This window comes from Christensenella tenuis (assembly GCF_014287795.1).
GTDB classification, from domain to species: domain Bacteria; phylum Bacillota; class Clostridia; order Christensenellales; family Christensenellaceae; genus Christensenella; species Christensenella tenuis.
The window spans coordinates 451,610-477,570 of sequence record NZ_JACOON010000001.1; the positions used below are offsets into that span (position 1 = coordinate 451,610).

The 25,961-nt window shown below is 45.6% G+C and carries 20 protein-coding genes, 8 tRNA genes and 1 pseudogene; 15 read left to right on the forward strand and 14 right to left on the reverse strand.

From position 1 onward, the window contains the following. Positions 1 to 9: 9 nt before the first annotated feature. The 15 genes from H8S18_RS02190 (at position 10) to H8S18_RS02260 (ending at position 13,275) form a co-directional block, all read left to right on the forward strand. Positions 10 to 86 (forward strand) — tRNA-Pro (locus H8S18_RS02190). A gap of 28 nt (positions 87 to 114) precedes the next feature. After that, positions 115 to 189, forward strand: a tRNA-Glu gene (locus H8S18_RS02195). 38 nt (positions 190 to 227) lie between these two features. Next, positions 228 to 304, forward strand: a tRNA-Ile gene (locus tag H8S18_RS02200). A gap of 70 nt (positions 305 to 374) precedes the next feature. After that, positions 375 to 451 (forward strand) — tRNA-Asp (locus H8S18_RS02205). Positions 452 to 455: 4 nt separating this feature from the next. Further along, positions 456 to 531 (forward strand) — tRNA-Phe (locus H8S18_RS02210). A 9-nt stretch (positions 532 to 540) separates the two neighbouring features. Then, positions 541 to 616 (forward strand) — tRNA-Thr (locus tag H8S18_RS02215). A gap of 237 nt (positions 617 to 853) precedes the next feature. Then, positions 854 to 3,001, forward strand: coding sequence for a Tex family protein (locus H8S18_RS02220; RefSeq protein WP_186856668.1), 2,148 nt, complete (start codon positions 854 to 856; stop codon positions 2,999 to 3,001). A gap of 510 nt (positions 3,002 to 3,511) precedes the next feature. Next, a tRNA-Tyr gene (locus tag H8S18_RS02225) sits at positions 3,512 to 3,596 on the forward strand. A 5-nt stretch (positions 3,597 to 3,601) separates the two neighbouring features. Next, positions 3,602 to 3,688: transfer RNA gene (locus H8S18_RS02230), tRNA-Leu, on the forward strand. Positions 3,689 to 4,123: 435 nt separating this feature from the next. Next, positions 4,124 to 5,188 (forward strand): C40 family peptidase, encoded by a 1,065-nt coding sequence (locus H8S18_RS02235; RefSeq protein WP_186856669.1) that lies wholly within the window; start codon positions 4,124 to 4,126, stop codon positions 5,186 to 5,188. 114 nt (positions 5,189 to 5,302) lie between these two features. Continuing rightward, positions 5,303 to 6,646, forward strand: a complete 1,344-nt coding sequence (miaB, locus tag H8S18_RS02240; RefSeq protein WP_186856670.1) for a tRNA (N6-isopentenyl adenosine(37)-C2)-methylthiotransferase MiaB — start codon at positions 5,303 to 5,305, stop codon at positions 6,644 to 6,646. 11 nt (positions 6,647 to 6,657) lie between these two features. After that, positions 6,658 to 9,240: a DNA mismatch repair protein MutS gene (gene mutS / locus H8S18_RS02245; RefSeq protein WP_186856671.1), complete on the forward strand. Its 2,583-nt coding sequence runs from the start codon at positions 6,658 to 6,660 to the stop codon at positions 9,238 to 9,240. Further along, on the forward strand, positions 9,230 to 11,092 hold the full coding sequence (gene mutL, locus H8S18_RS02250; protein WP_186856672.1) for a DNA mismatch repair endonuclease MutL: 1,863 nt from the start codon (positions 9,230 to 9,232) through the stop codon (positions 11,090 to 11,092). Before mutS ends, mutL begins: the two co-directional genes overlap by 11 nt. Further along, the gene (gene miaA / locus H8S18_RS02255) at positions 11,089 to 11,991 is read left to right on the forward strand and encodes a tRNA (adenosine(37)-N6)-dimethylallyltransferase MiaA (protein WP_186856673.1); all 903 of its coding nucleotides are present in this window, start codon (positions 11,089 to 11,091) and stop codon (positions 11,989 to 11,991) included. Before mutL ends, miaA begins: the two co-directional genes overlap by 4 nt. 12 nt (positions 11,992 to 12,003) lie before the next feature. Further along, positions 12,004 to 13,275 carry a methionine gamma-lyase family protein gene (locus H8S18_RS02260; protein ID WP_186856674.1) on the forward strand — a complete coding sequence of 424 codons (1,272 nt, stop codon included), beginning with the start codon at positions 12,004 to 12,006 and terminating at the stop codon, positions 13,273 to 13,275. A 31-nt stretch (positions 13,276 to 13,306) separates the two neighbouring features. On the opposite strand, the gene H8S18_RS02265 is transcribed toward H8S18_RS02260, so the two are convergent. The 14 genes and pseudogenes from H8S18_RS02265 to H8S18_RS02325 form a co-directional block, all read right to left on the reverse strand. Then, positions 13,307 to 14,362, reverse strand: coding sequence for a tyrosine-type recombinase/integrase (locus tag H8S18_RS02265; protein WP_186856675.1), 1,056 nt, complete (start codon positions 14,360 to 14,362; stop codon positions 13,307 to 13,309). Between the two features lie 248 nt (positions 14,363 to 14,610). Continuing rightward, positions 14,611 to 15,057 (reverse strand): ribonuclease HI, encoded by a 447-nt coding sequence (gene rnhA / locus H8S18_RS02270; RefSeq protein WP_186856676.1) that lies wholly within the window; start codon positions 15,055 to 15,057, stop codon positions 14,611 to 14,613. Between the two features lie 21 nt (positions 15,058 to 15,078). Next, entirely contained in the window at positions 15,079 to 15,861 is a 783-nt protein-coding gene (gene proC, locus H8S18_RS02275) for a pyrroline-5-carboxylate reductase (protein WP_186856677.1), read from the reverse strand. Between the two features lie 149 nt (positions 15,862 to 16,010). After that, the gene (nagB, locus tag H8S18_RS02280) at positions 16,011 to 16,724 is read right to left on the reverse strand and encodes a glucosamine-6-phosphate deaminase (RefSeq protein ID WP_243165026.1); all 714 of its coding nucleotides are present in this window, start codon (positions 16,722 to 16,724) and stop codon (positions 16,011 to 16,013) included. Between the two features lie 28 nt (positions 16,725 to 16,752). Then, positions 16,753 to 17,592 carry a sugar phosphate isomerase/epimerase family protein gene (locus H8S18_RS02285; RefSeq protein WP_186856678.1) on the reverse strand — a complete coding sequence of 280 codons (840 nt, stop codon included), beginning with the start codon at positions 17,590 to 17,592 and terminating at the stop codon, positions 16,753 to 16,755. Positions 17,593 to 17,602: 10 nt separating this feature from the next. Continuing rightward, complete coding sequence (locus H8S18_RS02290) at positions 17,603 to 18,616, reverse strand: N-acetylglucosamine kinase (RefSeq protein WP_186856679.1); 1,014 nt, start codon at positions 18,614 to 18,616, stop codon at positions 17,603 to 17,605. Further along, positions 18,616 to 19,617, reverse strand: coding sequence for a Gfo/Idh/MocA family protein (locus H8S18_RS02295; protein WP_186856680.1), 1,002 nt, complete (start codon positions 19,615 to 19,617; stop codon positions 18,616 to 18,618). The genes H8S18_RS02290 and H8S18_RS02295 overlap by 1 nt, the downstream gene beginning before the upstream one ends. A 32-nt stretch (positions 19,618 to 19,649) precedes the next feature. Further along, positions 19,650 to 20,600: a sugar phosphate isomerase family gene (locus tag H8S18_RS02300; RefSeq protein WP_186856681.1), complete on the reverse strand. Its 951-nt coding sequence runs from the start codon at positions 20,598 to 20,600 to the stop codon at positions 19,650 to 19,652. A gap of 62 nt (positions 20,601 to 20,662) precedes the next feature. After that, positions 20,663 to 21,394, reverse strand: a complete 732-nt coding sequence (locus H8S18_RS02305; RefSeq protein ID WP_186856682.1) for a PIG-L deacetylase family protein — start codon at positions 21,392 to 21,394, stop codon at positions 20,663 to 20,665. A gap of 24 nt (positions 21,395 to 21,418) precedes the next feature. Further along, positions 21,419 to 22,384, reverse strand: a complete 966-nt coding sequence (locus H8S18_RS02310) for an ABC transporter permease (RefSeq protein WP_186856683.1) — start codon at positions 22,382 to 22,384, stop codon at positions 21,419 to 21,421. Next, complete coding sequence (locus tag H8S18_RS02315) at positions 22,381 to 23,388, reverse strand: sugar ABC transporter ATP-binding protein (RefSeq protein WP_407926954.1); 1,008 nt, start codon at positions 23,386 to 23,388, stop codon at positions 22,381 to 22,383. The genes H8S18_RS02310 and H8S18_RS02315 overlap by 4 nt, the downstream gene beginning before the upstream one ends. Next, a pseudogene (locus H8S18_RS15015) lies at positions 23,383 to 23,901 on the reverse strand (ATP-binding cassette domain-containing protein); the annotation flags it as partial. The gene H8S18_RS02315 and the pseudogene H8S18_RS15015, both read right to left, overlap by 6 nt. Positions 23,902 to 23,973: 72 nt before the next feature. Beyond that, on the reverse strand, positions 23,974 to 25,077 hold the full coding sequence (locus H8S18_RS02320) for a sugar ABC transporter substrate-binding protein (protein WP_243165027.1): 1,104 nt from the start codon (positions 25,075 to 25,077) through the stop codon (positions 23,974 to 23,976). 52 nt (positions 25,078 to 25,129) lie between these two features. Then, positions 25,130 to 25,957, reverse strand: a complete 828-nt coding sequence (locus tag H8S18_RS02325; RefSeq protein WP_186856685.1) for a sugar phosphate isomerase/epimerase family protein — start codon at positions 25,955 to 25,957, stop codon at positions 25,130 to 25,132. Between the last annotated feature and the right edge of the window lie 4 nt (positions 25,958 to 25,961).

The window sequence follows — 25,961 nt, forward strand, 5'->3', positions numbered from 1 at the left end:
AGTATGCTTCGGGGTGTAGCGCAGTTTGGTAGCGCACGTGCTTTGGGAGCATGGGGCCGGGGGTTCGAGTCCCTCCACCCCGACCAAAAAGCTCATACCCGAATTTGCAGCAATGGCCCCATGGTCAAGCGGTCAAGACATCGCCCTTTCACGGCGGTAACCCGGGTTCGATTCCCGGTGGGGTCACCATTTATTACTTTGAGCAGGGTTTACTCTTATTTGCTTGCGGGCCCTTAGCTCAGTTGGTCAGAGCGGTCGGCTCATAACCGATTGGTCCGGGGTTCGAGTCCCTGAGGGCCCACCAATAGAGCAAAGCCCGATAGGGCGGATAAAAGGGTAAAAAACAGCACGTGGCAGAACCCGCTGCCAAAGTTGGCCTGGTAGTTCAGTTGGTTAGAACGCTAGCCTGTCACGCTAGAGGTCGAGAGTTCGAGTCTCTTCCAGGTCGCCAATATGCCTCTGTAGCTCAGTCGGTAGAGCAGGGGACTGAAAATCCCCGTGTCGGTGGTTCGATTCCGCCCGGAGGCACCATTTACACCTGCTGGTGTAGCTCAATTGGCAGAGCAGCTGATTTGTAATCAGCAGGTTGCGGGTTCAAGTCCCATCACCAGCTCCACACCAGAAGCCGCATGATAATGCGGTTTTTTTGTTTATTAGATTTCGGAGCGCTCTAAAAAATCTTACTTCATCAGAAACATATCTGCATTTCATGTGGGAGCGTTTTGAGCCATTTTACCAACCTGCTTTGCTGGGACTATAAATTGCCATATAACATACTCCCATTGCCAGATAATTTTGCATCACATAAGAAATATTTTGCGGTATACTGAATGAGGTTAAGGAAAGGACTGCAATGAATATAGAGAAAATTTTAGTGAAAGAGTTTCAGATGAAGCCTGCGTATATTCGTAATATTATGAACCTTATCAATGCGGGGAATACTATCCCCTTTATCGCACGTTACCGCAAGGAATTTACAGGTTCGTGTGATGACCAAGTGTTGCGGGATATTTCGGACCGCATGGGATACCTGAAAAATTTAAATCAGCGCATGCAGGAAGTACTGACATCTATTGATGAGCAGGGAAAGCTGACAATAGAGATGAAGAAGGCCATCCAGTCAGCTGCAACACTTGCTGAATTAGAAGACCTTTACCGTCCCTACAGGCAAAAACGCAGAACGCGCGCAACGATAGCGCGGGAACGTGGGCTTGGGCCGTTGGCGGATATCCTTTATACACAGGACGTAGATAGCATGGAGCCGGCTGCCGCGCCTTTTATTAATCCCGCAAAGGACGTTCCGGACAGCAAGGCAGCTCTTGCAGGCGCGATGGATATTGTAGCGGAAATACTTTCGGATGATGCCAAGCTGCGTGTCCGCTTGCGGGAATTGATACAAAGTAGTGCGATGGTAGAATCCAGGGCAGCGAAAAAAAATGAGGATTCCGTTTACCGCACCTATTACGATTTTTCACAGCCGGTTCCGAAGATCCCGCCTCATCGCGTATTGGCAATCGACCGCGGGGAGAAAACAGGATACCTAAAAGTTGCCATACGGCTCGATGACAACAGGGCGTTTGCTGTGATGGAAAACCATGTATTGAAAAAAGATACGGCCACGGAACCGATTATGCGTGAGGTAATCAAAGACGCGTGGCAGAGGCTTTTGTTTCCGTCGCTGGAGCGCGAGGTGCGCGCGAATCTGACCATGAACGCACAGAAACAGGCAATCCGTATGTTTGGCCAGAACCTCAAGCCTGCTCTCTTGCAGCCTCCGCTGCGCGGCAAGGTTGTAATGGGATTCGATCCAGCTTACCGTACCGGTTGCAAGCTGGCAATAGTGGATGCGGCGGGGAAAGTTTTAGATATGGGAGTAATTTTTCCAACGCCGCCTAAAAGCAGGGTGGAGGAAGCGAAGAAAGCCATAAAGGAATTGATTCGAAAACATCAGGTCGAGGTGATCGCTATCGGAAACGGAACCGCCTCAAAGGAGTCGGAATTGTTCGTTGCGCAAGTGATCGCGGAGTTGCCGCAGCCTGTGGCATATATCATGGTTAACGAGGCCGGCGCATCCGTCTATTCTGCATCCAAATTAGCCGCAAAGGAATTTCCGGAATACGACGTGTCTTTGCGCAGTGCTATCTCTATTGCGCGCAGGTTACAGGATCCGTTGGCTGAATTGGTAAAAATAGATCCAAAATCCATCGGCGTAGGGCAATACCAGCACGATATGCCGCAAAAAAAACTTAATGAAACACTGAAAGGCGTGGTGGAAGATTGTGTCAACAGCGTTGGGGTGGACGTCAACACAGCGTCGCCCTCGTTGCTTTCATATGTGGCAGGCCTTACTGCCGCTGCTTCTGAAAACATCTATTCTTACCGGACGAAAAACGGAGCATTCCAGACGCGAGCACAACTTAAAAAGGTTCCTAAGCTTGGGCCGAAGGCATATGAACAGTGTGCCGGGTTTCTCCGTATTTCCGATGGGAAACAAATGCTGGATAATACTGGCGTGCATCCGGAATCTTATACTGCTGTAAAAAAACTGCTGGCATTATTTGGATTTACGGAAAAAGATATAGCCTTAGGTACTCTTAACGCGCTGGATATCAAGCTCGCACAATATGGGGAGGAAGAAGTTGCGGAGCAATGCGGTATAGGGATTCCCACGCTCCGTGATATAATTGCGGAGCTGAAAAAACCCGGACGCGATATCCGCGATTCCTTGCCAAAGCCCGTCCTGCGGCGGGATGTCTTGGATATTTCCGACTTAAAACCGGGTATGGAATTTGAGGGGACGGTGAGAAATGTCATTGATTTTGGAGCATTTTTTGATATTGGCGTACATCAGGACGGACTGGTGCACATCTCCCAGATGACAGACAGATACATCAAGCATCCGGGCGAAGTCGTGCAGGTAGGGGATACCGTAAGGGTGCGTGTCTTATCTGTGGATGTGGAGAAGAATCGTATTTCTTTGAGTATGCTTGGAGGTAATTAAGCATTCTATCTGGATGTAACCTCTGCACATGATAAGCAAAATTTGAAAAAGGAAATAACAACTTTTTCCTTTTGAAGGGATAATTTAATAGATAATACTAATTTTCTAGACTGTCGATAAAAAGTATTATACTCTATTTGTACAGGGCAGGTGATATACTATTTAGTATGTAGAGGAGGCTCAAATATGTGCGAAAGAATTGAATTAGATCAGATAGATCATATTATTATTGCAGCCATAAACCAATATGGAGAAGCTACCGATCCTGAAGAATCTCTGATGCGGAATTTCCCGCTATAATTTTAGACAAACCTTCTCTCTTCCGGAAGCCAATATTTACAGAAGCAGATCTTTTTTTGAGTGGTTTGAAATTTTTTATTGACCTCTACATACCGCTATGCTATAATAAATATCGCTGACTAGGTAGGAAAAATGCTTGGCTCACTAAAACTGATGCGATTCTTTTAATAATCAGCAGAGGAGCTTCAAGTTCTATCATAGTTTCGATGTGGAGAGATTCCCGAGTGGCTAAAGGGAGCAGACTGTAAATCTGCCGGCGACGCCTTCGATGGTTCGAATCCATCTCTCTCCACCAATTTTGCGGATATGGCGGAATTGGCAGACGCGCACGGTTCAGGTCCGTGTGAAGGCAACTTCATGGAGGTTCAAGTCCTCTTATCCGCACCACGGCGAAGGAAACTTTGCAATAAATACCTCGTGTTTATTACACGAGGTATTTATTTTGCCCTGCTCTTGTCTCTCTGCACTGATACGCATGTTTATGCCCCGCACGATATATCGGGCCAATATAAGAATCACGTTTTAACGATATGACGGTATGAAGAAATTTGACTATAACTATAATGAACACTGAGGTCTCGTCCAGGTGAGGACGGCCTAACGGCCTAAATGAAGCTTTGCGGAAACAAATTTTCCGCCAGCAACATTAACTTCGATTTTTCTACTACCATATTTGTTAATTTTGTGTTACAATTATTTCAATATCCGGAGGGAGTGGACGTTGTGCGGAGGAAGTTTATCAAGGTAAGACGACATACCTATTATCCTTTTTCATTACGTGTCAAACGTTTTTTTCTGAATATTAAAGACAAAATGACTCGTATGCCGAAAACAAAACGCTGGACAATGACCGGTTCTATTTGTGGAGCCGCTGTGGGTGTCATTCTTCTATTTGCGTTTGGTGTATTTGGAAACGTTCCTTTTTTCAGTTCCAATACCAGTGCGGCAAATGCGGATAATACGGTTCCTGTAAACGAAAATATCACGGCGGCAGCAGAGTCGACTCCGGCTCCTACGCCAAGCCCCACGCCGGAACCAACGCCGGACCCTACCCTGAAAGAGGGAATGGAAGGACCTGAAATCCAAACGCTGCAGCAGCGTTTGATGGATCTCGGTTATCTTGATATTGACGAAACAACGCAATATTACGGGCCTGCTACCGCCGGTGCTATCAGTTTTTTCCAGCGGCAGCATGGTCTTGATCAGGACGGCGTATGCGGTCCTCAGACTCTCGCAATTATTTATACGGACGATGCCAAGCCCTATACGCTGCTTGAAGGAACAAGCGGTGATGACGTAGACCTTCTTCAGGAGCGTTTGCAGGAGTTGGGCTATCTGGGAAAGGCTACCGGTTATTATGGCACAGAAACGGTTGATGCTGTCAAGCGCTTTCAGGAACGCAATGATCTTGGGGTGGACGGAAAGACTGGCGAGATGACACTTGCATTGATTTATTCGGCAGATGCGCTGCCCACACCGGAAAAAGCAGCGGAAATCCAGCGTAAAGGAAATATCGATAAATTTATTTCTGTGGCAGAGGAACAGCTTGGCTGCCCTTATGTATGGGGGGCATCGGGTCCAAATTCTTTTGACTGTTCCGGGCTTGTAACATATTGTTTGAGGCAGGCAGGCTCATCAACTGGGCGTCTCAATGCGGCAGGTTTTTCGCAAAACTCTGCATGGGAAAAAATTTCTTTTGATGATTTGCAGCGCGGCGACCTGATTTTTTATTCCAACAATGCGGGGACGCGGGTCGGCCATGTTGGTATTGTCGTTGGAGATGGAATGATGATCGACGCATCGTCTTCGAATGGGCAGGTTGTGCACCGCAGCTATGACACCTCCTATTGGAGAAACCATTTTGTATGCGGCCGCCGTCCATGGTAGTGAAACCGTTTGTACTTGAACTTAAAAACCTGTCCGGTTTGCCGGGCGGGTTTTTTCTATGAGTCAATCCTTTCCTTGTGGATTTTATTTGGATTTTGCATTATAATAAATACCATGAAAACACTAAAAAACCTTGAAACCGAAATCAAAGAAAAAGGCCTGAAATATTATATTATTACCTATGGCTGCCAGATGAACGCGCATGAATCGGAAAAAATAGCCGGTCTTCTGGAAAGCATCGGATATATACCGGCAAACTCGAAAGAAGATGCCGATTTTATTATATTTAACACTTGCTGTATACGAGAAAACGCTGAGCAAAAGACATTTGGGAATGTAGGCCGCATCAAAAAGTTAAAGCAATTGAATCGTGAATTGCTTGTTTCAGTTTGCGGCTGCATGATGCAGCAGGAAAGTGCCGCAAAAAAACTTATGAAAACATTTCCGTTTGTTGATATCGTTTTCGGGACGTATAACCTTCATGAGCTCCCCGAGATGATTTTAGCGTGTAAATCCAGCCCGGATCCTATTTACAGAGCTCCCGAAATAGGTGAACTGCACGATGATGTTCCGCAAAAGCGTTCCGAAGGTCCGCTTGCGTCCGTCAACATTATGTATGGCTGCAATAATTTCTGTTCCTATTGCATTGTCCCTTATGTGCGGGGGCGGGAACGCTCGCGCAGCGCGAATGACGTAATCTCCGAGGTTGCCGGCCTTACTTCGCAGGGATTTCGTGAAGTAATGCTGCTTGGCCAAAATGTCAATTCCTATGACGGCGGCCTTAATTTTGCCCAGCTTCTCAAACAAATATGTGAAGAAACAGATATTCCGCGAATTCGCTTCATGACCTCGCATCCTAAGGATTTATCAGATGAACTGATCGGCGTAATTGCCGCCCATCCGCAAATTTGCCGTCATATTCATTTGCCTGTACAGTCTGGCAGCTCGCGCATTTTGCAAGAAATGAATCGTAAATATACGCGGGAAGCATATATTGCACTTGCGGAAAAAATACGCAAAAATATTCCCGGAATTGCGGTTACAACTGACATCATTGTCGGATTTCCCGGTGAAACGGATGCCGATTTTGCGCAGACGCTTTCTCTGGTAAAGGAACTTCGTTTTGATTCCGCATTTACTTTTGTTTATTCTCCGCGCAACGGTACCCGTGCGGCCCGGATGCCGAATCAGGTTGATGAAGAAACGCAGGCAAGACGTATCAAGGAGCTCGTAGCGCTACAGAACAGAATCACAGAAGAACGAAACCATGAATATGAAGGAAGGTCCATGGAGGTTCTCGTGGAAGGTATCAGCGCAAGAAATCCAAAACATGTATGCGGACGTACAAGCACTTCAAAGATGGTGAATTTTGAAGGCGACGCGAGTTTAATTGGAAATTTTGTAAATGTGAAAATTACACACGGGAAGAAGACAACGTTGTTCGGTACGCTGAATTAAGAGGAAATACAATGGCAGAATTGACACCTATGATGAAACAATATCTTGACCTGAAGCAGGAATATCCTGATTGTATCTTGATGTTCCGTTTAGGGGATTTTTACGAGATGTTTTTTGAAGATGCAGAAACAGCCGCACGCGTGCTTGAAATTGCACTGACCGGGCGAAATTGCGGCCTTAAAGAGCGCGCGCCCATGTGCGGCGTTCCGCATCACGCCGTTGATAGTTATATCAGCAAACTGATAGAAAATGGATATAAAGTTGCGATTTGCGATCAACTGGAGGATCCCCGGGTTGCACAGGGTATTGTAAAACGCGGCATTACACGTGTTGTGACACCTGGAACAGTCGTTGAAAATTCGATTTTAAATGAATCTGAGAACAATTATATTTTATGTATTCATTATGGCGATGGGCAATATGGGGTCTCTTATTGCGATGTTTCTACCGGGGAATTTTTTGTCGAAGAACTCGAAGATGAAACCGGACTTTTGAATGAAATGACACGCCTAAATCCCATGGAAATTCTTGTTGCGGATTCCCGTGTGAAAGACCTGCTCACGACTACGGAAAAAACACGTTTCAAGAATACATTTGTAAATCCATATTTCGATTGGGCATTTGAAAAAACAGCAGCACAGAAGGTTCTTTGCGGTCATTTTAAGGTAAATTCTCTCAAAGGGTTCGGCTGTATGGAAATGGATAACGGAATCAGTGCGGCCGGCGCGCTTATGCAGTATCTGATCGATACGCAGAAAAACGCCCTTCTGCACATTACTGCGCTCCGTACCCTTAACGAAAAATCTTATATGACGCTCGACCCCAATACACGCCGTAATCTGGAACTGACACAGACCCTCATGGAGGGAGGGAAACGCGGCTCCTTACTATGGCTTCTTGATAAGACCCGGACTGCTATGGGTGCGCGTTTGCTGAAAAAAATAATCCTCCAGCCTTTAAAAGGTCTGGATCCAATCAATGAGCGTCTTGATGCAGTGGGGGAAATCAAAGAAAACCTTTATCTGCGCGAATCCTTGATGGATTCCCTTGGAAATATTTACGACCTTGAACGCATCATTTCACGGATCTCTTATGGATCAATCGATGCGAAGGATTGTTTATCGCTGAAGCGTTCCATCGAAGCCTTGCCAACGGTACGGGGACTTCTGGAACAGACTGCAAGCCCGCTCCTTGAACGGATCTATCAGGGCCTCGACGATTTACGCGATCTTTTTCTCCTGCTTGACAGCGCAATTAATGAGGATGCGCCTGTTGGAATCATGGACGGCAATATCATTAAGCCCGGTTACGACGATGAAATTGACCGGTTGATTTCCGCTTCTAAAAACGGTAAATCCTGGCTTGCCGAACTGGAAACGCGGGAAAAGGAAGAAACCGGCATTAAAAACTTAAAAATTGGCTATAACAAGGTATTTGGTTACTTTATTGAAGTAACCAAATCCAATCTTTCACAGGTTCCTTACCGTTATTTGCGCAAACAGACCCTTGCAAACTGTGAGCGATACATCACCGAAGAACTGAAGGAAATGGAAGATACCATTTTGGGTGCGGAAGAAAAACGAAAAACGCTCGAATATGAAGCCTTCCTGAAAATTCGCAACACCCTCGGCGAAAATGTCGCGCGTATACAGGCTTGTGCGGCCCGTATCGCTCTTTTGGATGTGCTGCAGTCATTTGCCTGTGTTGCATATGAAAATGCGTACGTACGTCCCGAAATGGCCGATGACGGCATTTTGGATATCAGAAATGGCAGGCATCCTGTAGTCGAAAGCATCTGTAGGCAAGAATTTGTTCCGAATGATGCTTTTCTCGATAATGAAAAAAATAATATGTTGCTGATTACCGGCCCGAATATGGCAGGAAAAAGTACTTATATGCGGCAGGTTGGCCTGATCGTACTGATGGCGCATATCGGCTGTTTTGTCCCGGCGGCAAGCGCACATATTTGCCTTGTAGACCGTATCTTTACGCGGGTTGGCGCTTCGGATGATCTTGCCTCCGGTCAAAGTACTTTCATGGTGGAAATGAACGAACTTGCCAATATTCTGAACAATGCAACCGAAAGAAGTCTACTGATCCTTGACGAGATCGGCCGCGGAACCAGTACGACAGACGGTCTTTCAATTGCCTGGGCGAGCGTGGAATATATTATCACAAACCTGCGCGCTAAAACATTGTTTGCAACGCATTACCACGAGCTGGTGGAACTTGAAAATATGTTTGATGGAATCCGGAATTATTCGGTTGCGGTTAAGGAAATGGGACATGATATTATTTTCCTTCATAAAATCGTTCGGGGGGGAACAGACCGGAGTTTTGGGATCGACGTTGCAAAACTTGCCGGCCTCCCCGCACAGGTAATTTCACGCGCCCGTGTATTTCTCGACCGGTTTCAGGAATATGAAGTCTCCCTTGGCGGTCTTCCAGCAGAAAAGGAAAAAGCGCCCCTCCCCAAAGCGGAACTGCCGGAATGTGTAAAAAAAATCAACACCTTAAACATCGATACCTTGACGCCAATAGAGGCGTTGAATCTTGTGTATTCGCTCAAAAAGGAGCTTGCGGATGAATCATAGAATTGCCGTTTTGGACGAAGCTGTTTATAAACGAATCGCCGCTGGGGAAGTGGTGGTAAATCCTGCCGCAGTTGTTAAAGAGCTTATGGAAAACTCTATGGACGCCGGTGCAACCGCAATCACTGTGGAAATCGCGCAAGGGGGCAAAGAACTCATTCGCGTGACGGATAACGGGGTGGGAATTATAGCTGAAGATGTTCCGCTCGCTATCCAAAAACATGCAACGAGTAAAATCAGTACGCTTGACGATTTGGATAAAATTGGAACTCTAGGCTTTCGTGGCGAGGCGCTTTCCAGCATCGCTGCTGTTTCACGGCTCACGATTCAGACCCGCACGGCAGATAGTACGGAAGGAACCGTTCTTTTTATCAGCGGGGAACAGGGGCCGGAAGTTTCTTCTGCCGGACTTGCAGAAGGAACAACCGTCAAAGTAGAAAATTTGTTTTATAATATTCCGGCACGCATGAAATTTCTGAAAAATACGGCGCGGGAAACGGTAAATGTTACTTCTGTTGTTTCAAAACTCATTTTTGCAAATCCGCATATTTCGATCAAGTATATCAGCAACGGTAAGGTCATTTATCACAGCCCTGGCGATGGAAGCTTACAAAATGCTATTATAGCAGTTTATGGGAAGGATATCGCACATAAACTGACAGAAGCGGATCATGCATTTGGGGAGATTCGTGTTCATGGCTTGCTTTCCCAACCAACTTTTCTTTACAAAAGCACCAACTACCTGTGCTTTTTCCTGAACGGGCGTTATGTGCAGTCAAAGAATCTTCAGTCTGCTGTGTTGCGCGGATATGGTGAACGACTTTTACGTGGGCATTATCCGTTTTCCGTCCTGCATATTGATCTTCCGCTCAACCGTGCCGATATTAACGTCCATCCGGGCAAGCTGCAAGTGATGCTTTACGATGAAACCGACGTACTGGATGCAATTGAAAAAACTGTTCGGTCTGCGCTTGAGATAAACAGCGCGCCGCCCGTTCTTTCTTTGACCGAAGCGAAAACATCAGTGGGGAAGAAAGCGGAACGAATGGAATCCGCGCCGCCCGTACAGTTTCCGGAAAAAATCCCTGATCTACGTTCTGCAAAAAAGATTTACGCGCCTAAACCCCATGCCGCGCAAAAACCTAATTATGTCATGACCCCCTCGGAACCGCCCAGCGTCTTTTACGGGAACGGGACGCAGGATTTCGAGGAACTGATTGATTCGGTAGTAAAATACAATGCACCGAAAGAAGAGCAGGAAATGCTTGAGGATGTGCGTCGGTTGCTCGATTACCGCATCATTGGACAGGTGTGGAATACTTATGTGATCGTAGAATGTGCGGACTGCCTCTATTTGATTGACCAGCATGCCGCTCACGAACGGATTAACTTCGAGCGAATGAAAAAAGCCGCTGCAGAGGGTAGCTCTGCTTCTCAAGGCCTTCTTATTTCTTATGTCACTACATTGCCTGCGGAAGATTTTTCCCTTTTGGTCAAGAATGCGGAGCTTTTACAGTCCCTCGGCTTTGAAATGGAGGAATTTGGGCCATTGACACTTAAATTCAATGCGTTTCCGGTTCAGGTGGAAAAAAGCACCGCAGAAAAATTAGTGGAAGAAATCTTGTTTGAGCTACGCAATACAAGGGATGATATCCTTTTGATACGCGATGCGGTAATCCGCGCCTCCTGCCGCTACAGCATTAAGGCTGGGTATCAGCTTTCTGATGAACAAATTGAAGAACTGATTCGGGAAATTACCGAATTGGAGGCAATTCCAAATTGTCCGCATGGAAGGCCGATCGCTGTTGCGCTCAAAAAAAGCGACTTACAAAAAGGGTTTAAGCGGATTGTATGAAAAGTAAGGTATATGTGATTACAGGGCCAACCGCTTCCGGAAAAACCTCAGTGGCGATCCAGCTTGCCAAACAAGCGGACGGTGAGGTGGTTTCCGCGGATTCGATGCAGATTTACCGTGAAATGGATATTGGGACAGCCAAACCCGATAAAGAGGAACGTCAGGGAATCCGGCACCATATGATTGATATTGTTTCTCCCGATTTTCCCTATTCCGTCGCTATGTTTCAGCAGGAAGCATTCGGATGGATCAACGATATTCTAAGCCGCGGCAAGACGCCGGTTATTGCGGGAGGAACAGGACTATATATCAACGCGCTTACCTATCAGCTGGATTTTACTGAGACCACTTATGATTTGGAGTTTCGCGCATCGCTTGAATCAAAGGAAGGGGAGGCCCTGCATAGGGAACTTACAAGAAAAGATCCTAAGGCAGCAGCACGTATCCACCCAAATGATAAAAAACGTATCATCCGACGCCTTGAAATTTTGCATCATGGGGACGGAAAGGGAGAATATCGGTTTCGCGTTCCCAATGAAGATTATACGTTTATAATGGCCGGCCTCACAATGGAGAGGGAAGCGCTTTATGAACGAATCAACCGGCGGGTTGACCTGATGATGGAACAAGGACTGCTTTCAGAAGCACAGCAACTATTCGCAAAATACGGTAGTATGCCTACTTCTATGCAGGCAATTGGCTACAAGGAATTAATTGCATATCTGAATGGTGATACAAGTTTGGAAGAATCAGTTGCTTTGCTCAAAAAAAATACGCGCCGTTATGCTAAGCGGCAGCTCACTTGGTTCCGGCGGGATGAGCGAATCCACTGGTATCACACCGCCGATTATCCGAATGCATCGGCAATTGCCAAAGAAATTTTAAGACAGGAGCAATAAATCGTTTTAATTATGGACATGATATCGTACATCAGTAAGCATTTTCGCATTGATCCTCAACTCGTAGAATTCGTATTTGAATGCGAAAAAGAAGTAGCGCCGATTTTTAAATTATTTCAGGAAACCGCACAGGTCAACCAATTCCGTGTAATTGAAGCATTCCAAAAAAATAGTGTTTCTGCGCGCCATTTTTATGCTTCGACAGGATATGGCTATGGCGACGAAGGCCGTGAAAAACTGTGCCGCGTCTTTGCGGATGCGTTCGGGGCAGAAGATGCGATCGTTTCACCCATGCTGATGAGCGGAACTCACGCGATTTCTACGGCTTTATTTGGTCTGCTGCGCCCTGGCGATACTTTATATTCACTCACCGGGAAACCGTACGATACATTGCTTTCCACATTGTACGGCGCCAGCGGTTCACTGGAAGAATATGGCATCAGGTTCAACTGCGCACCCTTGGAAAGCAACGGCATGATCGATATTGACACATCTGTTGCAGAAATAAAAAAGGATCCGTCTGTCAAGGTGGTTTATCTGCAGCGTTCAACTGGTTACGAAATCCGTCCTGCGTTCACGACAGAGGATTTAGGCAGGGTGATCTCAGTAATCCGCAGCGAATTTCCTGATAAAACCATTATGGTAGACAATTGTTATGGCGAATTCGTATGTACTGAGGAACCGACCGCTGTTGGCGCCGATATAATTGCCGGTTCCCTGATTAAAAATCCCGGTGGTGGTATTGCGCCTACCGGGGGTTATATTGCAGGAAAAAGCAGCCTGATCGAAAAAATAGCCGGGCGCTTTTCCGCACCTGGGATCGGTACAGAAATCGGCTCCTATGCATTTGGCTATCAACAATATTATCAGGGTTTTTTTATGGCGCCGCATACCGTCTGCCAGGCGCTCCAGGGTGTTGCACTTGCCGCACGCGTCTTTGAGCAGCTGGGATATCAAGCTAAGCCTTCTTACGATGCTGTACGCGGCGACATTACACAATCTATCATATTCGGCAGCGAAGAACCTATGACAGGCTTTATTCGGGGCATACAGCGTTCTTCCGCCATCGACGGACATGTCGTGCCGTATGCTTGGGATATGCCGGGCTATGATGATAAAGTAATTATGGCGGCGGGAACATTCGTACAGGGAGCTTCCGTAGAACTGACGGCCGATGGGCCCATACGGGAACCTTATGCCGCATACCTGCAAGGTGCGCTTACCTACGAACATGCAAAATTAGGCATCCTATACGCGCTCGACTCAATGGGCGTAACGTTATAACAAAAAAAGAATCCCGCCCGGGATTCTTTTTTTATTTTCGTAACTTAACTGCGCGCGAAGCGCGTTTTCTATTATCTTCAGACATCGCTGCATAATGTTTTCGCGTTGTATTGACATCCTTATGGCCAAGCACATCGGCAACAAGGTAAATATCTCCCGTTTCATCGTAAAGCATTGTACCATAGGTGCTGCGGAGTTTATGCGGCGATATTTTTTTCAGTGGGCTCGCAATACGTGCATATTTTTTTACCATAAGCTCTACACTGCGAACAGACATCCGTTTTCCCTGCATGGAAAGAAAGAGCGGGGAAGTAAGCTCATAATTTCCACGATCTTTACGTTCGTCAAGATATTCAGCCAGAGCATGTGCTGTTTCGTCATCAAAATAAAGCATTACTTGATTTCCACCCTTGCGTACCACTTTAAAACATCCATTTTTGAAGTCCACATCATCGACATTAATCGATACGAGTTCGGAAACACGAATTCCCGTTGTTAAAAAAAGTGTCAATATTGCCACATCGCGTTTTGCATTCTTTTTATGATATTGTTTTTGTTTTTCTGTAAGCTGCTCGCCACTTTCTACAATATCAAGTAAATTGGCCACTTCATCAGGCTCAAGGCGTACAATTGCTTTCTCATGGAGTTTTGGCGTATCAAGCAGTTCGCAGATATTTTTATCAAGTACACCTTTTCGATAGTAATGCTTAAAAAAGGAGCGCAGACAAGCTACCTTACGTGCTTTTCCACGTTCATGGTTTTCGATAAATTTTTCATCATCATCCGGCGCAGTATATAGGTTAAGGTAGTCCAGAAACATATAAAGATCGTCCACCGTGATTTTTTTCAATTCTTCTTTGTCAATTCCACCAACTTTCCGTCCTAGGAAAGAGGGAACCTCCCGGACGAGAAATTGAAAAAAAATACGCAAATCCGCTGCATAGTTTACACGGGTCAAAATCGTAGAAGTATTTTCCATCGCAATAAAAAAGCTGGTAGTAAAGGATGGCAAATCCTTCATAATCTCGCGCAAGCGCAGAGTCATTTTTTGATTCAGATTTTGATGATAGTCCGGAGAATTGCTCATACCATAAAAATTCCTTTTATACCCAAACTTCGCATTATAACGCGTTTTTTCTTTATTATAGCAGACTTTGGCCCATATCGCAATAAACTATTCGCAAAACTTGTGTTTTGCGAATAGTTGCACGTCGCTCAATTATATCTCCTCTGCACTGAAAACTTGGAAAGTTCAACATAACAAATCAACAATCGCCGAATTTTGTTTATTCCAGTAGCCCTATTTTTATAATGAACCGGAAGTACTGTGGATTTTCAGCCTGCAGCATTCTTTTTAATTTGCTCACGCGCCAGTTTATCACAAAGATTATTCAGCTCATCATCTGCGTGTCCCTTTACTTTATACCATTTTACGATATGATTTTTGGATGCGTTGATTAACTGTTTCCACAAATCCTGATTTTCCACAGGCTTTTTAGCGGCTGTTTTCCAGCCATTATTTTGCCACGCAATAATCCATCCTTTATCAAACGCATTATGAATATAAGCGCTATCGGTGTACACCTTGACATTGCACCGTTCTTTGAGGGCAAGAAGACCCTGTAAGGCAGCAGTTAGCTCCATTCGGTTATTTGTTGTATCGCTTGCATATCCGGAAAGCTCTTTTCGATTTCCCTTGTATTCAAGTACGCATGCCCAACCTCCCGGTCCCGGATTTCCTGAGCATGCGCCATCACAATAAACGATTACTTCTTTCAGCATATATTTCCCTTCTATAATTTTTTATTTGGAAAGTTCCTTCGACTTTGCCACGCAGGCATCGACCGCCCATTCAATAATCCCACGGGTTTCATTCATATCAAATATTTTCATCGCTTCAATTGTCGTTCCGCCGGGCGAACAAACATTATGAATCAACTGGGACGGCGTATCTCCCGTTTGCTTAAGCATTTCGCAAGCCCCCTCGAACGTCTGAACGGCAAGACGCAATGAAACATCCTCCGGAAGACCGTGTTTTGCTCCTGCTTTTGCAAGCGCATCTATGAACATATATACGTATGCAGGCCCACTCCCCGATACTCCCGTCACACTGTCCATCAAATTACCGCCTACATGCTCGACAATACCTATTGCACTAAAAATTTCTTCAATAAAAATCTGTTCACCTTCTGAGAGGTCTGTCGGCATCTGGATACAAATGGCGCCTTTCCCCACCAGCAATGGCGTATTGGGCATAATACGCATAATACGTGCCGCCGGCCTGAGTAATTCCCTGATTTTTTCTACCGTTATGCCTGCCGCTATGGAAACGAAAGCCTTTCCCTCCACCGTGATCTCTTTCAGAACCTCCGGTAATATATTGGGCTTTACACACAAAAATATGATATCCGCACTTTTTACGACATCGTCTACACTTTTACATATGGTTGCGCCGTCAAAAGCTCTGCATTTTTCCATATCCTTGTCAAAAACATAAAGTTCCGTGATGCCAGCCTGCTTTATGCCTCCAATAATCGCCGACGCCATATTTCCGCAACCAATAAAGCCGGGTTTATAGACTTTCACAATCGTTAATCCTCCCATAGTTCTTCCCTTTTTAAGTTTCCAGAGATATTATAGCATATCCCGGGCTAAAAAACATTCCACAAATATAAGGGCCGTTCGCGTTTTAAAGTGCGGACGGCCCGAATTTTATGAATTATCCTGCCATGAAGTCATTTGATTGTTGTCACGACTGTCACATCCGGGTGTAATCTCAGGAGCGAGGAAGGAAATTCCGTGTCGAGGCTTGTATCCTCCCTTAGGCGCTTAATCGCCGCTGCCTTATCTTCCCCATTCGCCACCATTACTATTTTTTTTGCTCTCATAATCGTACCCATACCGATTGTAAGCGCTTGTTTAGGCACCTCTTCCACACTCTTGAAAAAACGCGAATTGGCTTCAATAGTGCTTTCTGTAAGCATCACGCAATACGTGGAATAATGCAGGCTGGAAGCAGGTTCATTGAACCCGATATGCCCATTTCTTCCAATGCCCAGAAAAGCAATATCAAGGCCTCCAAGCCCGTCGATCATTTCTTCATACTGTATAGCTGCCAATTCTGGGTTGGACGCCATTCCATCCGGCGCATGCGTTTTTGTAAGGTCAACATTGACATGTTGATAAAGATTTTCATACAGAAAATGATAATATCCCTGCTTGCTTTCCCGTGAAAGCCCGACATATTCATCTACATTGAAAAAATTCCCGTGGGAAAAGTCAACCTGTCCTTCTCTATTCAGTTTGGCCAATACCTGATAGGTTCCGACCGGAGTCGAACCCGTTGGGAGCGCAAATACTGCGGACGGATTCCCATTCAGTTCTTTTGCCAAAATCCCGGCTGCAGTTTCACTCATTTGCTCATAGCTATCCGATACTATAAATTCCAAAATAGATTCTCCTTTTTAAATTATTAAATTATAATGCAATAATTGTATCCATCGCGGGTTTATTCGCATACAGGGATACATAGGGGTACTCCTTATAGTTAGGAAGCATTTCAAGTGTAACGTAATCATCATACCCGATCGTTTCCAGAGCGGCCATAACTGCTTTAAAATCAACATCACCTGCAAAAAGATCCACAAAGGCTCCTATCCCACATTGATCCGCACGATAATCGCAAAAATGTATCTTTTTGATATGGCTTCCCAGGATTTCAATCCACTGTTCAGGGTAGCCGATATAGATAATATTACCTACGTCAAAATACACGCCAACATACGGGGAGGATATCTCTTCCACAAACCGCTTCGTTTCAAGTGGAGAAAGCAGAAAACGATTCCATACATTCTCGATGCCAATATTAACCTTAAGCTGTTCGGCAAGCGGAGCAAGCCCCGCGATTGCTTCTTGTGAACGCTCATAAGCGACATCGTAGCGTATCTTTTCCGGCTCAGCTGCAAAGTCACAGCCAACATATCCCGGCACCACCAAAATAGTGTCTGCCCCAAGCAAACAAGCAATTTCAAGCTGCCTTTGTACGATTCCCTTCGCCTTCGAACGAATCACCTGTGAATCTGAAACCAAATTATTATCCCACAAGGACCATACGCCGACACTTGGTATTTCAAGCCCAAAATCCTCAGCGATTTCCCTGATTTTCAATACTTCCTGATCTGTCATGGATGGATTTAGGCTGCCGTTTTCACTGACTACCGGTTCCATACCACTATATCCTGCCGTCTTAATTTGCTGTGCCGCTTCTCTTACATCTACATTTTGGGCAAACGAGAAAAAACTCACTCCTTGTTTCATAGCCTGCTCCTTAGTTTGTAATATGTGTTTCTATTCCGCTGATTACCTGCTCCCGGAACTCTTTATTCGCCGTATCGCGGCCAATATCGGAAAGCGCCCAAAGTGCCGCGCCGCATACCGGCCTTACAGTAAGCGGACGAAATATGATTTTTCCATGACCAAAACGCCGTTCCGTTTCCGCCTCCAGGGATTCAATATGCGTTTTATCGGCAGCCTTTAAAAAAGCGGAGCCAATCAGAACCACTTCGATAACGTCCCGATGTACAAGAGCTAATTTTCGTACGATTGCTGCAACATATTCCGCGATCTGTCTTCCCATTTTCGCAAGATACCCTTTCGCGACTTCGTCTCCTTGGTGTGCAGCTTCGAACATCATCGGTGCGAGGTGCTTGATCTGTATTGTATTCTCTCCAACCTTTTGTACCAGTTCGTCCATCAGGTCGTCCGATGAAGCGGCGCCAACCTTTTTCATAAGCATTTCGGAGAGCATCGTAGACTTTCCGTTTAAAATCAAGTCCCTATGGACGAGCCGTACAATATTGCGGCCAATAATATAACCTCCTCCTATGTCATCCATAACAACAGCTTGCCCGCCAACCTGCATCATCTCACCTGATTCCCCGATTCCGGTGAAGCTACAGCCCGTTCCATTGATAATTGTGATTCCAACGCCGCTCACAGTCCCCGCTTTGATTCCAAGATAGCCGTCGTTACATACCCGAAAATTTTTAAGTCCATTTAGGGCAATCATTCCGGCAATTTTTTGTTTTTGATATTTTGTATCCACTCCGGCCATGCCAAAAACTGCGCGTCGAATCTGCCGCGGCTCAATTCCGTTCCGCTCAAAAAGTGTAGTGAACATTTTTTTCAGTTCACACGCAAGTTCTGCCATCCCTCCGGGCAGAAATTCATGCGAGGTCGTCCCCCATTTCAGTTGGTCGACAAACCGTCCATCCGTATCTAGAAGGACACAATCTGATTTCGTGCCTCCGCCGTCAAGTCCGATGATATATTCCTTGGCCATTACAATTCGACAACCTTGCCCGTTTCGAGGGATTTCTGAATCCCGCAAATTACTTCTATGACATGTCTTGAATCTTCAGGCGTAATGACATCGAACGGTTTGCCCGACTCAATATGTTCGACAAAGTATTCAAGTTCAATCTGATAGGCATCTTTTTCATTGATATCAAGTTTTCTCGGCTCATGTCCGTTTTCGTACAGTACTGCCGCCCGCTTCGAGCTTCCTACATCTTCAAGGTTAAAGCCTGCGACCATAGAATAATCGACGGTCTTTGCTTCCCCGATGATACGAAACGTCATAGTGAAAGGATAGTTTTCCGTCATATCGAAAATGCCTTCCGCCGTGGCATAATTTCCATTTTCAAATTTGAGCGTAGTCATAACAAAGTTCCAGCAGCCAGTTTCGCTGGCTTTTCCTACCGCATAAACACTTTTGACCCTGCCGAACAAATATTGCAAGAAATCAATGTCATGCAGATGCAAATCAAACAGTCCGCCGCCGCTTTTACTCGGATCGCGGTGCCATTGCGTCCAATTAGGATGTTGTGCAATGCGGTTTGCATATACCATCCGAACATCTCCGAAGTCGCCGTCATCGTACATTTCTTTAATTTTAATGTACTCAGGCCAGAACCGTACCACCTGAGCGACCATAAAGCGAACACCCGCTTCTTTTACGGCTGTAAGCATGCGATCCATAGATTCCAGAGACAGTGTCACCGGCTTTTCACAGAGGATATGCTTTTTATACCGTGCAGCCAAAAGAACATACTGCTCGTGAAGGAATGTTGGCAGACAGATATCTACAATATCGACATCCTCTACCCGCAGCATTTCTTCTGCATCCCCGTAATATTTGCAGTCAAATTCTTCTGCGGCTTTTTTCCCTTTTTTCTCGTCCACATCTACGATCGCCACAAGCTGTACATTGTCCATATTTTTATATGCGGCAGCGTGCGCATTTCCGATAAATCCAGTTCCAATAATAGCAGATTTCAACATATTCCATTTCCCCTTTCAGCCGATCGGCAGGCTCACTTGCAATCTGCTTCAAGCGGTCCGCCAAGCTCCTTGATATAGAACAATTTTCCCGGGAGCGTAGGTACAAAGCTCGCCGGAACCCACATATCAGGCCCGTAGCGAAGCGCAACCCAAAAAGACATCCCCTGCCACATCAGATCACGGTTATACGTTCCGTCACAACCGCCGATCATTTTGTCGGATTTAAGGAATAATCCGGGGCCAATCGTATTTGCAAAAGCAGGCACCTGCGTAGTCCTGCTTTTGAAACTATGCAAGGCATTTTGTTCAATCGTAAGGGGATGCAGCTTCGCACCGAAGCGGTGCGTTTGCTGTCTCCATTCCGCCTCGTCTTTATAATCCGCAGCAAAATGCGGTTCCCAGAAAGCAATATGAAATACGCGGCCAATACCATATACCGTAACGAGTTCTCCGCCTTCCCGCCTGATTTCTTCTATTTTTTCAGCATAATGTGGAAGGAATTGCTTGGTTGCAAAATTTCGTTGATTTTCCGGAACCGTTAGCTCGCCAAGCGGACCATAGAAGGCATCCATCATTGCATTCTGAAAAGATCCGCGCGCATTTGGATCGAGTGTATTTCCGTCTTCATCACTCCATTCATCCATATTGAAGCCTGTAACATGTCTACAGTCAACGTTCCACTCCTTCAGGAAATAAACTGCCCACCGATACATTCCCATCGGGCCAACCGGAAAAATAAGCGCTAATTTTTTACCGCAGTCCTTTGCTTTTTTTATAGTCAGGGCAATTTCATGCCCCATCATCACCGCAAAGGCATCTGCGTTTTCGCATGCGACCGGACGGAATTTTTCATTCCAGAAAGGTTGGGCAACCGTCACTTCTTCCGGCCCGTACGAGCAGCATTCGTCAATTCTTTTCAAATCCCATCCTGCTGGATAAAAATGTTCCATATTTGAGTTTTTAATCGTTGATAATAAGTCCATTTTGACATTCCTCCTTGTCATCGTGCAGTTAAATTTAAAAGAGCATAGAAGTGTCAATCCTATTATTCCGGAAGCAACCTTTTAGTCGCAAACCGCGGCCATCCCGCATACTGGCGAAACCCCTCCGCATAAGGCACACTGCACTGAAGCCCCCTGTATTTGGAACATGTACGCACAAAATCAATAAAATCGATTTTATCATGATCCAGCATCCATTTGATCTGGCTTTCATGGCACGCAAGGGCTTCCAGTTTCAAATCGATTGTATCCGTAATATCCACATATTCCGTCGGTATGAAATTGATACCCGCAAGCGTATCCATATAAAAAATCGGAACGATTGTGCCAAAGGCCTCTGCCGCTTCGCTGATTCCCGGAAGAGTTGCCCCTTTCATATGAGGTACCGTGGCGCCAAAGCTCGCATGGAACGCGAGCTGGCTTGTTTGCATATGATCCCGCATATAGTCATCCGGATTATGCGTGATAATAAGATCCGGCTTTGCGTAGCGAATTACCTCGACAACCTTGCTGATCGTATCGCGGTTTGACCCTTCCACACTCATATCTCCCACATCGATATTGATCGATTCCGCACCGATTATCTTGGCCGCGTTTTCCGCTTCTTTCGTCCTGATATCGCGCAGTGCATCCGGCATGATGACAGCGTGCCCAAGATTTCCATTGGCAACATGGCACATAATAACCTTGTCTCCGCGCTTTGCATATTTTGCGAGCGTACCGGCGCAGGCGATCTCAAGATCGTCTGGGTGGCAACCAATTGCAAGTATATTCATTCTGCTCACTTCCCTCTTTATGCATTAGTTCTTTTTCAAATTGTTGATATTGCTCAGTACAACGGCAATTACAATTATAACACCGGTAACGATCGTCTGTGTATAAGATTCTACCCGCAATATATTCATTGCATTCGTCACGACGCCCATAAACAAGCAGCCCAAAAATGCACCGGAAATAGTCCCGCGTCCGCCCTCGAAAGTAATGCCGCCAATAATGGCTGCCGTAAGCGCATTCAATTCATAACCGGATCCGGCGCTGGCGCTGACTGAATCAAGTCTTGCAGAAAAGACGATTGCCGCAATTCCGCAAAACAATCCGCTGATAATATAGATCCCTATTTTATGCATATCAACATTGATACCCGACAGATAAGCGTTCTTTTCGTTTCCGCCAATCGCTACCAGACGCCTTCCATATTTTGTACGGTTCAGCAAAACATAGGCTATGAAGATCATTGCGATCAGGAAGAAAAGCATAACCGGGAATACATCCGCGATTTTCGTACTACCGATTGCATCAAGCGTTCCATTGAAGCTCATGATTCGCCCACCGGAGATTGTCAATGAAATCCCGTAAAAAATCTGGCTGGTACCAAGCGAAATGATAAGAGGTACACATTTGCTTTTTGCAATAATAAATCCGTTGAGCGCACCGCAGGCAAGTGCTACGATAATTCCTACCAGAATAGCGAGCGGAAGGGCAACGCCACTTGCAATCAACGTTGACATACAGATTGCAGAAAGAACCATCAAATTGCCAATAGAAAGGTCAATCCCGCCGCTGATCAGGAGCAGCGCCATTGCCATTGTCAGGATTCCCATAACGGAAATTTGCTGGAATATCTGGATGATATTTTTTAGTTCTATGAATTTCGGGTTAATAATTGAAACAACAATCACAATACCTACGATGACAAACGCAAGCAATATGCGCTGATCTTTGAAGTTAAGGCCGGATTTCTTGTTCAAAGCTCTTTCTTCACTCATGATTTGTTTACCCCCAGTGCTCTCTTGATTATCTCTTCTTCCGTAATCTCATCTCTTTGCAATTCTCCGGTGATTTCACCATTTCTTACAACCAATACCCTGTCGCTCATGGAAATAAGTTCCGGCATATCCGAAGATATCATGATGATACATTTTCCTTGTTTTGTCAGGTTGGACATCTGTTTATAAAACTCAACCTTGGCGTTTACGTCAATACCACGCGTCGGTTCGTCAAAGATATAAACTTCCTGATCCGCAAAAAGCCACTTTCCAAGAACAACTTTTTGCTGGTTGCCACCCGAAAGGTACTTAACTTCCTGCATGACAGACGGCGTCTTCACATTCAGATCCTTAATAATTCCTTCAATCAACGGCGGCTCTTTTTTCACATTAATAAAAAATCCCTTGATCTTGTTGCGCAGTCCCACGATCGTGGTATTTTCCAAAACAGATCCTCCGAGCATCAGGCCGAGCTTCTGGCGGTCTTCAGTGATGTGGGCAATCCCCGCATCGATCCCATCCGCAGGATTATGGATATCCAGCTTCTTGCCATGCAGGTAGATATCCCCGGCATATCTTCTGTCTGCTCCCGACACCGCACGTATGATCTCCGTGCGTCCAGAACCGACCATGCCGGAAAAGCCAAGTATCTCACCTTTACGGACATTAAAACTGATTTCTGGAGAATCCTTGGTCAACTTAAGGCCCTTCACCTCAAACATAACGTCGCCGATCTCATGCTCTTCCTTTGTATAGAACATATCGACCGGGCGTCCTACCATATCCCGGGTAATGGTCTCAAGTGGGATATCCCTTTTTTCGTTTGAATACGTACTGACTACAGCACCGTCGCGAATCACTGTAATACGGTCGGCGATTTGCACCACCTCGTTTAAGAAGTGTGAAATATAAATGATGCTGATTCCCCTCGCTGCGATCGTCTGTGCCAGAGTCAGCACTTTGCCCGCGTCTTCCACGTTAAACATGGAGGTTGGCTCGTCCATAATCAGTATTTGGGGATGCGTAGAAATTGCTTTTAAAATTTTAACAAACTGCTGTTCCGCAACAGATAAATTCTCAATCGTCTTATTAAGGTCGATATCGATCCCCAGGTCCTTCATTTCAGCTTCTGTTTCCTGAAACATCGCCTTAAAATCGACAAAGCCAAATCTTTTTGTCTTTTCACTTCCGACGAAAATGTTCTCAACAACATTCATGGTCGGTACCAAGTCATTTTCCTGATATACGATATTGATTCCCAATTCCTGAGATAGATTGGGATCAAGCGTCTTATAATTTTTTTCTCCTACAACAATAGAGCCCCCATCCGGTTTATATGCACCGCTCAGAACCTTCATCAGCGTACTTTTCCCTGCACCGTTCTCGCCAACCAGGCAATGAATCTCGCCCTTATAAAGATCAAATGTGATACCGGAGAGGGCGCGTACTCCCGAAAACTCTTTGATGATGTCTTTCATTTCGATGACAGGCTTATTGTTTTCATAATCAATACTCATACGCAACAACCTTTTCCCTTTTATTTATTTACCGGGCTTCCCCGTAGAAGCCCGGTAAATAAGAGAGATTACTTATTTTGCAATATCTGCGCCGCCATATACATAATTGTAAGCCGCTTCATAGTCGTCCCATGCAATAAACTTGCTCATATCGTCAGCAGAAACCGCAATGACTGGCAGAGGCTGGAACGTATCCGTGGGAGCCTGTCCCAGTACGACAGAATCATAGAGATTCTTGAATGTCTGGATACCCTGAATAGAAACAGGAGCCGTCATATTTGCAGCTTCGACGCCGTCAACGAGCATCTGGTAATCATCCGGCGATCCGCCAGTAGAAACGATCGGAATATCTTCCATTCCCGCTTCTTTCAGAGCCTGGTAGCAACCTTTGGCCATCAAACCGTTGTTTGCGAAGATGTAATCAAATTCCGCACCACTCTGGATGAAGTTCTGGGTTACATTCATTGCTTTTTCGGTTTCCCAGTCGCCATGCTCCGTACCTACGATCTCTACTTTGTCGCCGAGTTCAGCCATAGCCTTGTCAACGCCTTCCTGATACTTCTCATAAACGCCTGCGCCTTCCTGTCCTGCGCAGAAGAAAATCTTCGCGCCTGGCTTCTGCTCTGCGATATAGTTGATCGCAGCATATCCTATATCATCATATTTGCATGCAACAGCCGCAATGTAGTCGCCTGGATCAGGCGTATCCATTTCAAAGTTTTCGATCGTTACAGGGATTCCCGCGTCATTTGCCATCTTAACCAACTGCGCGCCCTGTTCGATGGAAATCGGGAAAATTGAGATGCCATCAACTTCCTGCTGGATGAGGGATTCCATTGCTTTTACGGATTCCTCAACGCTGTTCTTGGAATCAAGCGCCACTACTTCGACATTTACATCAGCCTGGGTTGCGGCATACTCAAAAGCCTTCTGGGAATAGTCGTTCCAGATGTCAGCCGTATTGTATGCGATATAGCCAAACGTATAGCTATCTTTCGCCCCAGCTTCGGGCGTTTCAGAGGATTCCTCAGCAGGTGTCGAGGATTCTGGTGCTGTAGATGCTTCGGTGGAAGCCGATTCGGATGGCTCGGCCGCAGGAGCGGAGCAGCCAACCATTGTTGCGCCCAAGGCCACAACCAACACTACCGCAAGGATTGTCAGTAAGATTTTTTTCATTTTTGTACCTCCATTAGATATAGTTTATTTGACAGAACTCCCTGCCAAAATTTTAAATCCTTCCAATTGATTTCAGGTAATCATAACTGTCCTTTACAGCTTTGTCCGCGATTACAAGATCTTCCGGCTTCTTATCCCTCATACAAAAATCCTCCGTATATTCGATCTCTATGCTGTACGGACCGGTATACCCCTGTGAATCCATATATTCCATAAATTCCTTTAACTTCAGATTACCGGAACCAATCCCCGGAAAGTTCCATTCCTTCATCTCTCCGGCTTTATCCTTCAGGTGCACATACTTCACGTCGCCAATGCAGCATTTTATCTCTTCCTCCGGATATTTCCCGCCATAGAAGACGACGTTCGCCGTGTCGTAATTAATCGCTATATAGGGAGAATCAACCATTCTAGTCACGCGGTAGAGGGCTTCCCCCGTCCCGTATTCCCCATGGACTTCGAGAACCATCGTAATGCCATATTTTTTCAAATCCGGTACAAGGCTCTTTAAATGCTTGGCGAGTACCTCATCGGAAAAGCTTTCGCCTTCTCCAAAATGCGCTTCCCCGGTAGAGCTTATGATATATTTGCATCCTAATTTAGAAGCAAGGACAATATTCCGACGGAAATCATCCAGCCGTTCTTCTTCCATCAGGTTACAGTGTCCGCTCATACCAATCGCGTTCAAACCAAGTGAAGTAAGCTTTTTCTTTACTTCATCAATCTGTTCTTCCGTCATGTCGGAAGAAACATGTTCCGTCCATCCGCGGACAGCCGCAAGTTCTACGTATTGAAACCCTGCGGCAGCAATACCATTGAGCGCTTCATCCAGGGTAAAACCATGATAGGTATTTGTCAGCACTGCAATTTTGTTATTCATATTA